This window comes from Dactylosporangium sp. NPDC000555 (assembly GCF_040300025.1).
Taxonomy (GTDB): domain Bacteria; phylum Actinomycetota; class Actinomycetes; order Mycobacteriales; family Micromonosporaceae; genus Dactylosporangium.
In genome coordinates this window covers 120,321-132,019 of the sequence record NZ_JBEPDB010000006.1, presented here as the reverse complement: position 1 = coordinate 132,019, position 11,699 = coordinate 120,321, and the positions used below count along the sequence as shown (strand labels likewise).

Genomic DNA, 11,699 nt, shown 5'->3' with positions numbered 1-11,699 from the left:
GACCCGATAGGTTGGGCGACGTGAGTGCAGAGGTGGAGCCGATCCGGGTCGGCGTGCTGGGCGCGCGAGGCCGCATGGGCAACGAGGTGTGCGGTGCCGTCAACGCGAGCGACGACCTGGAGCTCGTCGCCACGCTCGATGACGGCGACCGGCTGTTCAACGTGTCCGACGCGGGCGCCGATGTCGTCGTGGACTTCACCACACCCGACGTGGTGATGGACCACGTGCACTGGTGCATCGACCAGAACATCAACGTTGTCGTCGGCACCTCGGGCTTCACGACGGCCCGGCTCGACCAGGTGCGCGGCTGGCTGGCCCAAAAGCCGGACGTCGGCGTCATCATCGCCCCGAACTTCGCGATCGGCGCGGTGCTGATGATGGAGTTCGCCGCCCGGGCCGCCCGGTTCTTCGAGTCGGTCGAGATCGTCGAGATGCACCACCCCAACAAGATCGACGCCCCGAGCGGCACGGCGCTGCGCACCGCGCAGGTGATCGCCGAGGCCCGGGCGGCCGCGGGGCTGGGCGCGGTCCCGGACGCGACCAAGGACGAGATGGCCGGCGCCCGCGGCACCGACGTCGAGGGCATCCGGGTGCACGCGCTGCGCGCCACGGGGCTCGTCGCCCACCAGGAGGTGCTGTTCGGCGCCGCGGGCGAGACCCTCACCATCCGGCACGACTCCTTCGACCGGAAGTCGTTCATGCCGGGTGTACTGCTGGCCGTGCGCTCCGTCGTGCGGCGCCCGGGCCTCACCGTCGGGCTGGGTCCCCTGCTCGGTTGAGCCTTACCCGGTCCGGCCCGACGCGGCTTCCCCGATCGGCCCGGACCGCGGCGCCCACATCGTGGGACCGGTGGCTCCAATTGGGCCGCAACGGCGTTACGCGCCGATAACAGGATCCTCGGAATCCTCTTCAAGCGACACGTGCCAGCGGATCTGCGGGATCAGCAGGTCATCGACGTCGAGCGACCGGCTGGCCCCGTCCGGGGCCCAGCCCGCGCTCTGCAGAAATCGACGCGTGACGCGGTCGTCGGCGAACGTCCACGCAAGCGCTGTCGTGAATCCGTCAGTTCGCCATAAATCCACACTTGCCGCCAGCAACCGGCTGCCGTGACCGCGCCGGCCCCAACGGGGCTCCACCAGCAGGTCCGTGATCGCCACGGTGGCCTCGAGTGCCTTGTCAAGGGCGGTGTGATCTTCGTCCGGTGCGAGGGCGGTGTCGTCTGCCGGACCTGACGCGGCAAAACCCACGACGTATGCTGACTCGGGTTTTGCGTCCGGCTCCGAGGCGGGCGAATCGACCTGTTCGACCGCCACCAGGACCCGGTGCGCAGGACTCGGTGGCTCCGCGATTGCCTCCCGCCACCTGCGGGTAATCCAATCCTCGTCCAGCCGGTCGAGGATATGTTCAGGCAACAGGCGCCGATAGGCGACCCGCCAGGTCGTGAGTTGGATGCGCGTGATCTCGACGATGTCGTCGAGTCGCGCCGGACGGACGAACCCGAGGGTCATGAAGCACCAGCCTACGGATTTTGTGTGAAGCGCAACGCGGCGGGGTAGCGGCGTCTGGTTTGGGTTGATCGGCGTGAAGCCTTATCGAGCCAGACTGGACGAAGCACGTCACAGTTGGACCGGCGGAACCGTTGAGCCTGATGGAATTCAGGCGGCAGCGAGCGAGCAGGAGGGCAGAACAGGTGGCGGAGCGAGGACGGGTCGCCGTTTCGACGGCCGTCCGGCCCAAGCTGCGGCCCGGAGTCAGGAAGACACTCATCGTGGTGGCCGTCTGGGCCGTCGTGTGGGGTTTCCTGTCGGTGGCCGCGGCGCGCAATGGGTTTTTCGATCTCAAGGTCTACTACGGCGCGATGGACTACTGGGTCCACCGCGGCGGAGACATCTACGACTACCTGACGCCCGGCACGCCGTACGGCTTCACGTATCCGCCGTTCGCGGCCGCGTTGATGATGCCGATGTCGCTCATCGGCTGGCACACCGCGATCTTCATCAGCGTGACCATGAGCGTGCTGGCCATGCTCGCGATCCTCACCTGGCTGCTCGGGCCGGTCATCAAGCGGCAGGGCTGGTCGTTCTGGTTCGCGATGGGCATCGCGATGGCCCTCGCGGCGGCGTTCGAGCCGGTCCGCGAGACGGTGAACTTCGGCCAGGTCAACATTCTGCTGCTGTTCCTCGTCGCGGGCGACGTGCTGCTGCTGGTGCGCGGCGGGCGACGCCTCGGCGGCATCGGCATCGGGCTCGCCACCGCGATCAAGCTCACCCCCGGCGTGTTCATCATCTATCTGCTCATCACCCGGCGCTGGCGGGCCGCGGCCGTGGCCGCCGCGACCGCCACGGCCGCGACCTGGGCCGCGGCCACCTTCGCCCCGGACGCCTCGCGGGTCTTCTGGACCGACGCGATGTGGAACACCGACCGGGTCGGCTCCCCGACGTTCGTGTCCAACCAGGCGCTCACCGGCCTCGTCGGGCGGATGTTCAACCCCGACCCGATGAAGCCGCTGTGGTTGCTCCTCGTGCTGATCACCCTCGCCGTGTGGTACTGGCGGGCCCGCCGCGCGGTCAAGTCTCGCGACGAGGTCGCCGGCCTGGCCCTCACCGGCATCGTCGGCTGCATGGTCAGCCCGATCATCTGGATCCACCACCTGGTGTGGGTGCTGCCCGCGATCGTGGTGCTGTTCGACCACGCCACCGACCGCTCGCTCGACCCGCGCCGCAGGCGCAACCTCGCGATCGCGTTCGGCTTCTCGTTCGCGCTGCTGTGCAGCCGCACCCCGTGGGCGTTCCACGCGAAGTTCGACGGGCTCGGCCTGTTCGGCAGCAACGCGTACGTCCTGCTCATGATCGGGCTGCTGTTCGGCCTGCCGATCCGCGAGCCCGCCAGCACCGGCACCGCGCAGCGCCCCGCGAGCGACCCCGGCCGCTCCAGCGACCCCGCCGTCGAGGACGTGCCGGACCTCGTCGACATCGACCGGCAGGTCACCGCCGCGTTCGACGCGAAGGACCCCGGCGGCTCCGTCCGGAGTGAGGCCAGCAAGCCGGGTGTCGAACGGGCGCGCCCGCTCGTTGGGGCTTAGCCCGCACACACGCACCGCAAAGCGGCCCTGCGCGGCGAATCCGCGCGGGGCCGCCGTCATGAGCGGCCGCCGAACGACCGTGCCGCGATGCCTCCGCATGGCGTGCGGTGGCCGGCGGGGCCCGGGTCCGGTCGTCATCACCGAATTTCTGTCGTACCCCCGGGATAGCCTCCATGGCGATGACCGAGTACCTGACGCTCACCCAGGCCCGGCGGGTCGCCCTCGCCGCACAGGGCTTCGCCGACCGCGCCCCGGCGGGCGTGCCGGAGCGCCGCCACGTGCGCCGCGTGCTGGAGCGCACCGGCCTGCTGCAGATCGACTCCGTGAACATCGTCCAGCGCGCCCACTACCTACCCGCCTACAGCCGCCTCGGTCCCTACGATCCGGCCTTGCTCGACCGGCTCGCCTATCGCCGGCCGCGGGAGCTGTTCGAGTACTGGGGGCACGAGGCCTCCCTGGTCCCCGTCCGGCTGCATCCGATGCTGCGCTGGCGGATGCGCTCCGGTGACGCGTGGGGCCGGATGGTCCGCATCGCCCGCGAGCAGCCCGACCTGGTTCGCTGGGTGCTCGAGGAGATTCGCGCCAAGGGGCCGGTCAGCGCCGCCCAGGTGGAGGGCGACCTCGTCCAGCCGCGGCGCAAGGACCACTGGGGGTGGAACTGGTCGGACACCAAGACGGCGATCGAGTGGCTGTTCTACTCCGGCGAGGTCAGCGTCGCCCGGCGCAACTCCTCGTTCGCCCGGGTCTACGACGTGCCCGAGCGCATCCTGCCGCCCGAGGTGATCAACGCGCCCACGCCCGAGCCCGCCGACGCGTTCCGTGAGCTGGTCCGGGTCGCCGCCCGCGGGCTGGGCGTGGCCGCCGAGGCGGAGCTGCGCGACTACTTCCGGCTGCCACTGGCCGGGGCCCGCACCGCGATCGCGGAGCTGGTCGAGGCCGGGGAGCTGGTGCCGGTCGAGGTGCAGGGGTGGGCACCGCGGGCGTATCTGCACGCGCAGGCGCGCATACCGCGGCGCATCGGCGCGGCGACGCTGGTCAGCCCGTTCGACCCGCTGATGTGGGAGCGGGGGCGAGTGGAGCGGCTGTTCGGGTTCAGCTACCGGATCGAGATCTACGTGCCGCCGTTGCAGCGGCTCCACGGGTATTACGTGCTGCCGTTCCTGCTGGGCGACCGGCTCGTGGCGCGGGTGGATCTGAAGGCGGACCGGAAGGCGGGGGCGCTGCAGATCCCGGCGGCCTGGGTGGAGCCGGGGGTGAAGGCGCCCGGTGAGGTGGCTGCGGCGCTGGCGGCGGAGCTGCGGCGGTTCGCCGGGTGGCTCGGTCTCGACGTCGTCGAGCTGCCGCAGCGCGGGGACTTCGCCGAACGGCTGGGAAAGGAGCTCGTCTGAAGATCGTCGTGCGGCTGACGAAGCCGATTTTGTACAGCGTGGTCCCGTGCGTGGGCGGTGTAGCGTGTTGGGGGTGAGCTCGCCGCTGTCGGTCCCTGTCGCCCCGGTGGTTTCTGACGTGCAGGCGGACCCGGCCCCCGGGGTTGTGCCGCCGGTGTATGAGTACGCATACCAGCCGCATAAGGGGCGGTTCGCCCGGTTCATCGACCGGCTGCCCGGCTGGGCAGCGCCCGCCGGGGTCGGGGCGCTCATCTCCGGGGGCGTCGCCTACACGTTGCTGATGAAGCCGACCTCCGCCGGGGCCACCGACGCGCCGACCTGCCTGGTCAAGCTGCTCACCGGGTTCGACTGCCCGGGATGCGGGGGGACGCGGGCGGCCTGGTATCTGCTGCACGGGGACATCCCGGCTGCGGCCCAGCACCACGCGCCGCTGGTGTTCGCGGCGCCGTTCCTGGCGTATCTGTACGTCGCCTGGACCGTCAACCGGCTCAACCTGCCGTTCAAGCTTCCCATGCTGCGCATTTCCAACTGGGCGCTCATCGGGTTCCTGGTGGCCTGGCTCGCGTTCTCGGTCCTGCGCAACCTGCCCTGGGCACCCTTCACGTACTTCTACGTGTAGCGGCTGTACGCTCAGCGAATGCTCTCCGTCAAAGCCATCGCCTGGACCCACTTCGAGCCTCCGGGCGACGTTCCGTGGGAGACCGACGTGGAAGGCGGGGAGGCGCTCGCCGAGTTCGCGGGGCGCGCCTGCTACCAGTCGTGGAGCAAACCCAACCCGGCCACGGCCACCAACGCGGGATACCTGCGGCATATCCTCGAGGTCGGGCACCTCTCCGTGCTCGAGCACGGCACGGTCACCTTCTACCTGACCGGCGTATCGCGCTCCTTCACCCACGAGCTGATCCGGCACCGGCACTTCTCGTACTCGCAGCTCTCGCAGCGGTACGTGCCGGGGCGGGAGGCGGCCATGGTCGAGCCGGCCGTGATCGCCGAGGACCCGGCACTGCACAAGACGTTCGTCGAGGCGGGCGAGGCGGCGCTGCGGGCGTACAACGAGCTGCTCGAGGGGCTCGAGGCCAAGTTCGCCGATGTCGAGAGCGGCACGCTGCGGCGCAAGCAGGCGCGGCAGGCGGCCCGGGCGGTGCTGCCCAACGCGGCGGAGACCCGGATCGTCGTGACCGGCAACTACCGGACCTGGCGGCACTTCGTGACGATGCGCGCGACCGAGGCGGCCGACGTGGAGATCCGCGAGGTGGCCATCGCCTGCCTGCGGGAACTGCAGCGTATCGCGCCCAGCGTCTTCGGGGATTTCACGATCGCGACGCTCCCGGACGGCACCGAGGTGGCGTCCGCGCAGTACACCTGGGAATCTTGAAAAATGCGCGGCGAAGGCTTCCGCTAGGTTGTGCGTATGACACGCACCGGTTCCGTCCCCAGCCGGCCGTTCGGCCGGTTGCTCAGCGCGATGGTCACGCCATTCGGGCCTGACGGTTCGCTCGACCTCGACGGCGCCGCCCGCCTCGCCACCCATCTGGTCGACGAGGAGGACCACGACGGCCTCGTGGTCAACGGCACCACCGGCGAGTCGGCCACCACGAGCGACGCGGAGAAGGACCAGGTGCTCCGCGCGGTCGTGGAGGCCGTCGGCGACCGGGCGACCGTGATCGCCGGCGTCGGCACCAACGACACCGCGCACACGGCCGAGCTGGCCCGGGCCGCCGAGAAGGCCGGCGCCGACGGGCTGCTCGTCGTGACGCCGTACTACAACAAGCCCCCGCAGGCCGGCCTCGTGCACCACTTCCGGACCGTCGCCGACTCCTCCGGGCTGCCCGTGATGCTCTACGACATCCCCGGGCGCGCCGGCGTGGCGATCGAGACCGAGACGATGTGCCGGCTCGCCGAGCACGAGCGCATCGTCGCCGTGAAGGACGCCAAGGGCGACCTGGGCGAGAGCGCCTGGGTGATCAGGCGCACCGACCTGGCGTACTACTCCGGCGAGGACAAGCTGACGCTGCCGCTGCTGTCGGTGGGGGCGGTCGGCGTCGTCGGCGTGCCCACGCACGTGTTCGGTCCCCAGACCAAGCGAATGATCCTCGCCCACGAGTCGGGCGACGTCGCGCTCGCCCGTGAGCTGCATCTGCGGCTGCTGCCGGCGTTCTGCGGGTTCTTCCGCACCCAGGGCGTCATCCTGACCAAGGCCGCCCTCACCCTGCTCGGCCTGCCCGCCGGTCCGGTTCGCCCGCCGCTGGTCTCGGCGAATGCGGCGGAACTGGGCCGGCTGCGGGAGGATTGTGCGGAGGCGGGCCGCACGATCGGATCCGCCGACCTGATGGCTCATCACAACCAAATCGGAGTGGCCCTATGACGGTGGCGCACGTCGAGCTCGATCCGCCGCCCCCTCCGGGGCCCAACACCCTGCGGGTCACCCCGCTGGGCGGGCTCGGCGCGATCGGCCGCAACATGACGCTGCTGGAGTTCGACGGCAAGCTGCTCGTCATCGACTGCGGCGTGCTGTTCCCCGACGTGGAGCAGCCCGGCGTCGATCTCATCTTGCCCGATTTCTCCTCGATCCTCGACCGGCTGGAGCGGGTTCAGGCGATCGTGCTGACCCACGGCCACGAGGACCACATCGGCGCGGTGCCGTATCTGCTCGCCCACAAGCCGGACATCCCGCTCGTCGGGTCGAAGTTCACGCTCGCGCTGGTGGAGGCGAAGCTCGCCGAGCGGCGCATCGAGCCCTACTCGCTCACCGTCCGCGAGGGTCAGGTGGAGCGCCTCGGCCCGTTCGAGTGCGAGTTCTTCGCCGTGAACCACTCGATCCCGGACGCGCTCGCGGTCGCCGTGCGTACCGCGGCCGGCACGCTGCTGCACACCGGCGACTTCAAGATGGACCAGCTGCCGCTCGACGGGCGCATCACCGACCTGGCCGGGTTCGCGCGGCTCGGCGGCGAGGGCGTCGACCTGCTGCTGTCCGACTCGACCAACGCCGAGATCCCCGGGTTCGTCACCCCGGAGCGGGAGATCGGCCCCGTGCTGGAGGGCATCTTCGGCCGGGCCACCGGGCGGATCATCGTCGCGTCGTTCGCCTCCCATGTGCACCGCGTGCAGCAGGTCTTCGACGCCGCGCACGCGCACGGGCGCAAGGTGGCACTCATCGGCCGGTCCATGGTGCGCAACATGGGCATCGCCCGCGACCTGGGCCTGCTGCGGATCCCGCACGGCCTGGTCGTCGCGATCGACGAGGCGATGAGCCTCCCGCCGGAGCGGATCGTGCTCATGTCGACCGGCTCGCAGGGCGAACCGATGAGCGCGCTGGGCCGCATGGCCAACGGCGATCACCGGCACATCGTCATCGGCGAGGGTGACACCGTCGTGCTCGCCTCGTCGCTGGTCCCCGGCAACGAGACCGCGGTGTACCGGGTGATCAACCAGCTGTCCCGGGCCGGCGCGACCGTCGTGCACAAGGACGTGGCGAAGGTTCACGTGTCCGGCCACGCACCCGCCGGCGAGCTGCTGTACCTGCTCAACGTCGTCAAGCCGGGCAACTTCATGCCGGTGCACGGCGAGTGGCGGCACCTGCGCGCCCACGCCCAGCTGGCCCGGGAGGCCGGCGTGCCGGACGAGCGCGTGGTGCTGTGCGAGGACGGCGACGTCGTCGACCTCGTCGGCGGCGAGGCCCGGCTGGTCGGGCACATCCGCTCGCGATACGTCTACGTCGACGGCCTGGCCATCGGCGACGTCGGCGAGTCGCTGCTGACCGAGCGGCGCATCCTCGGCGACGGCGGGTTCATCGCCGCGACCGTCGTCATCGACTCGGTCACCGGCAAGGTCGTCGCCGGCCCGACCGTGTCGGCGAAGGGCTTCTCCGACGACCCGGCGGTCTTCAACGCGGTGCTGCCGCTGGTCACCGAGGCGCTCAACAAGGCCGCCACGGAGGGGATCACCGACCCGCACCAGCTGCAGCAGATCGTGCGGCGCACCGTGGGGCGCTGGGTCAACGAGGCCTACCGGCGCCGTCCGATGATCGTGCCGACGGTGGTGGAGGTCTGAGGTGTACGCGGCGCTGGCGACGACGGTGCTGCTGCTGCACTTCGGCTTCCTCGCGTACGTCGTGCTCGGCGGGTTCCTCGTCTGGCGGTGGCCGAAGGCCTTCTGGCCGCACCTGGCCGCCGCCGCGTGGGGACTCGCCGTGGTCACGCTCCACCTGAACTGCCCGCTCACCGCCGCCGAGCACTGGGCCCGGCGGCAGGCCGGGCAGAGCGTCAGCGACCGGGGCTTCATCGATACGTACATCCAGAATGTCCTCTACCCCGCGCGCTACACCCACTTGCTGCAGGTCCTGGTGGGTGTGATCGTCGTCGGCTCCTACGCGGTGGCGTTCGCGAGGTACCGGCACCGGCGTGCCGGGCGAAAAATGTCGGAGCCCCCGGCTACGGTGTGACCATGGCGGGTCGCACCTCCCAGGCCGGCCGCGGCGGAGGCACGTCCAACGCCCGCGGCGGTTCGAACACGCGTGCTACCCCGCAGAAGCGGGCCACGCCGCGTGCCAGGGCCGCCTCGGCCACCCCGGCGAAGGCGACCTCGGCGAAGGCGACCTCGGCGAAGGCATCGCCCGCCGCGCGGGGCCGCGGCCGGGCCGGGAGCCGCGCCGCGACGCCGGCACGCCGGCGTCGCGGGGCGATGGTCGCCACGCCGCTGGGCCTGTTCGGCCGCGGCATGATCGCCGTCTGGATGGGGCTCGCGCACAGCGTCGGCTGGGGCGCCCGGGCCATCGGCCGGCAGGCCGCCACGACCCGCGGCCTCGACCCGGAGCACCGCCGAGACGGCGCCGGCCTCGCCGTGATTGGCCTCGCGGTGCTGCTCACCGCCGCGCTGTGGTTCCAGGCGGCCGGGCCGGTCGGGCGCTGGCTGGCCGACATCTGCCACACGTTCATCGGCGCCGCCGCCGCGGTGCTGCCCGTGCTGCTGCTCGTCGCCGGCATCCGGATCATGCGGGCCCGGCCGGACGCCGAGGACCGCCGTGGTCGCGCCATCGTCGGCTGGGGTGCGCTGTTCATCGGCGGCACCGGCCTCATGCACCTGGCCGCGGGAGGCCCGACCCTCCCGGCCCGGATGGACCAGGCCGGCGGCCTGCTCGGCCGGGGCGGCGGCGGACTGCTGGAGACGGCGGTCACGGCCTGGGTGGCGACACCGCTGCTGCTGCTCCTGTCCGCCTTCGGCCTCCTCGTCGTCACCTCCACCCCGATCAGCCGCATCCCGCACCGCTGGCGTCAGCTGCGCGACCTCGCCCTCGGCCGGGTCGAGGACCCCACCCTCGCCGACGACGAGGAGTTCGACGAGTTCTACGACGAGACGGAGGCCGCGCCCGCGCGGCGCGCGCCGGCCCGGCGCCGGCAGGGCTCCCGCGCGGGCGGGCCCGACCCGATGCCGCACCCGCTGGACGTTCCGCCGGGTTCTGATGCCGGCCAGTTCGACGCCGCCGCGCCCGACCTCGACCCGGATCTCGTCCACGACACCGTGGTCCTGCAGCGGATGCCGGCCGCCGGGCGCAAGCGGAAGAAGGAGCCCGCCCAGGCCGGGGAGAAGGATCCGCCGGAGCACTCGCCGCTGCCCACCCGGGCCGAGCAGCTCGCGCTCACCGACACCGACTACAGGCTGCCCCCGCCCACCCTGCTCGGCACCGGCGACGCCCCGCGCGGACGCACCCGCGCCAACGACGAGGTGATGGGCGCGCTGCAGGGCGTGTTCGAGCAGTTCGGCGTCGACGCGATGGTCACCGGCTTCACCCGCGGGCCGACGGTCACCCGCTACGAGGTGGAGATCGGTCACGGCGTCAAGGTCGAGCGGATCACCGCGCTGTCCAAGAACATCGCCTACGCGGTGAAGTCGGCCGACGTGCGCATCCAGAGCCCGATCCCGGGCAAGAGCGCGGTCGGCGTGGAGATCCCCAACTCCGATCGGGAAAACGTGGCGCTCGGCGACGTGTTGCGCTCGCGCGCGGCCACCGGCGACCACCACCCGCTGCTCGTCGCGCTCGGCAAGGACATCGAGGGCGGCTACGTGGTGGCCAACCTCGCGAAGATGCCGCACATCCTGATCGCGGGCGCCACCGGTGCGGGCAAGTCGTCCTGCCTCAACAGCCTGCTGGTGTCGCTGCTGACCCGGTCCACGCCGGACGAGGTGCGGCTGCTGCTGGTCGACCCCAAGCGGGTCGAGCTCACCGGCTACGAGGGCATCCCGCACCTGGTCACGCCCATCGTGACCAACCCCAAGAAGGCGGCGGACGCCCTCGACTGGGTCGTCAGCGAGATGGACATGCGCTACGACGACCTGGCCGCGGCCGGCGTGCGGCACATCGACGACTACAACCGCAAGGTCCGGGCCGGGCAGATCACCGCGCCGCCGGGCAGCGAGCGGGTGATCCGGCCGTATCCGTATCTGCTGGTCGTCGTCGACGAGCTCGCCGACCTGATGATGGTCGCGCCGCGCGACGTCGAGGACTCGGTGGTCCGCATCACCCAGCTGGCCCGGGCCGCCGGCATCCACCTGGTGCTGGCCACCCAGCGGCCCAGCGTCGACGTCGTCACCGGCCTGATCAAGGCCAACGTGCCGTCCCGGCTCGCCTTCGCCACCTCCAGCCTCGCCGACTCGCGGGTCATCCTCGACCAGCCCGGCGCGGAGAAGCTGATCGGCCGCGGCGACGGGTTGTTCCTGCCGATGGGCGCCTCCAAGCCGATCCGCATCCAGGGCGCCTGGGTCAGCGAGACCGAGATCAACGAGATCGTCCAGTTCTGCAAGGACCAGCGCGAGCCCGAGTTCCGGCCGGAGGTGACGGCCAAGCGCGACGAGGGCAAGAAGAAGGTCGACGAGGAGATCGGCGACGACCTCGAACTGCTGCTGCAGGCCATCGAGCTGGTCGTGACCAGCCAGTTCGGCTCCACCAGCATGCTGCAGCGCAAGCTGCGGGTCGGCTTCGCCAAGGCCGGGCGGCTCATGGACCTCATGGAGACCCGCGGCATCGTCGGCCCGTCCGAGGGCTCCAAGGCCCGCGACGTGCTGATCAAGCCCGACGCGCTGCCCGAGGTGCTCGACGCGCTGAAGTCCTCCGAAGACGACTGAGCGGCGGCCCGGTTCGATCCGGGTCGGCGGCAGCAGCGGCCGTCGCCCTGGTCGCGCGCCGCGCGGAGCGCCTCTCGATCACCGTGGTGTCGATGGTGACCCTGACGCTC

10 protein-coding genes are annotated in these 11,699 nt (G+C 71.3%); 9 read left to right on the top strand and 1 reads right to left on the bottom strand.

Features of this window, described 5'->3' with window-relative positions; translation table 11 throughout:
• Nucleotides 1–11: 11 nt before the first annotated feature.
• A complete protein-coding gene (gene dapB, locus ABT297_RS06785; RefSeq protein WP_350545506.1) occupies nt 12–779 on the top strand; it encodes a 4-hydroxy-tetrahydrodipicolinate reductase in 768 nt (255 codons plus the stop codon).
• Between the two features lie 96 nt (nt 780–875).
• Here the strand turns inward: dapB and ABT297_RS06780 are convergent, their stop codons facing one another.
• Nucleotides 876–1,508 (bottom strand): GNAT family N-acetyltransferase, encoded by a 633-nt coding sequence (locus ABT297_RS06780; protein WP_350545503.1) that lies wholly within the window; start codon nt 1,506–1,508, stop codon nt 876–878.
• 263 nt (nt 1,509–1,771) lie between these two features.
• On the opposite strand from ABT297_RS06780, the gene ABT297_RS06775 reads away from it, so the two are divergent.
• The 8 genes from ABT297_RS06775 (at nt 1,772) to ABT297_RS06740 (ending at nt 11,589) form a co-directional block, all read left to right on the top strand.
• Nucleotides 1,772–3,082 carry a glycosyltransferase 87 family protein gene (locus ABT297_RS06775; RefSeq protein WP_350545501.1) on the top strand — a complete coding sequence of 437 codons (1,311 nt, stop codon included), beginning with the start codon at nt 1,772–1,774 and terminating at the stop codon, nt 3,080–3,082.
• Between the two features lie 173 nt (nt 3,083–3,255).
• Nucleotides 3,256–4,470, top strand: a complete 1,215-nt coding sequence (locus ABT297_RS06770; protein ID WP_350545499.1) for a winged helix-turn-helix domain-containing protein — start codon at nt 3,256–3,258, stop codon at nt 4,468–4,470.
• Nucleotides 4,471–4,534: 64 nt separating this feature from the next.
• The gene (locus tag ABT297_RS06765) at nt 4,535–5,089 is read left to right on the top strand and encodes a DUF2752 domain-containing protein (RefSeq protein ID WP_502885511.1); all 555 of its coding nucleotides are present in this window, start codon (nt 4,535–4,537) and stop codon (nt 5,087–5,089) included.
• A gap of 18 nt (nt 5,090–5,107) precedes the next feature.
• Entirely contained in the window at nt 5,108–5,845 is a 738-nt protein-coding gene (gene thyX, locus ABT297_RS06760) for an FAD-dependent thymidylate synthase (RefSeq protein ID WP_350545493.1), read from the top strand.
• 36 nt (nt 5,846–5,881) lie between these two features.
• A complete protein-coding gene (dapA, locus tag ABT297_RS06755) occupies nt 5,882–6,835 on the top strand; it encodes a 4-hydroxy-tetrahydrodipicolinate synthase (protein WP_350545491.1) in 954 nt (317 codons plus the stop codon).
• Nucleotides 6,832–8,520: a ribonuclease J gene (locus ABT297_RS06750; RefSeq protein WP_350545488.1), complete on the top strand. Its 1,689-nt coding sequence runs from the start codon at nt 6,832–6,834 to the stop codon at nt 8,518–8,520. The genes dapA and ABT297_RS06750 overlap by 4 nt, the downstream gene beginning before the upstream one ends.
• 1 nt (nt 8,521) lies before the next feature.
• The gene (locus tag ABT297_RS06745; protein WP_350545486.1) at nt 8,522–8,911 is read left to right on the top strand and encodes a DUF2784 domain-containing protein; all 390 of its coding nucleotides are present in this window, start codon (nt 8,522–8,524) and stop codon (nt 8,909–8,911) included.
• A gap of 2 nt (nt 8,912–8,913) precedes the next feature.
• Nucleotides 8,914–11,589, top strand: coding sequence for an FtsK/SpoIIIE family DNA translocase (locus ABT297_RS06740; RefSeq protein WP_502885510.1), 2,676 nt, complete (start codon nt 8,914–8,916; stop codon nt 11,587–11,589).
• Nucleotides 11,590–11,699: the final 110 nt, after the last annotated feature.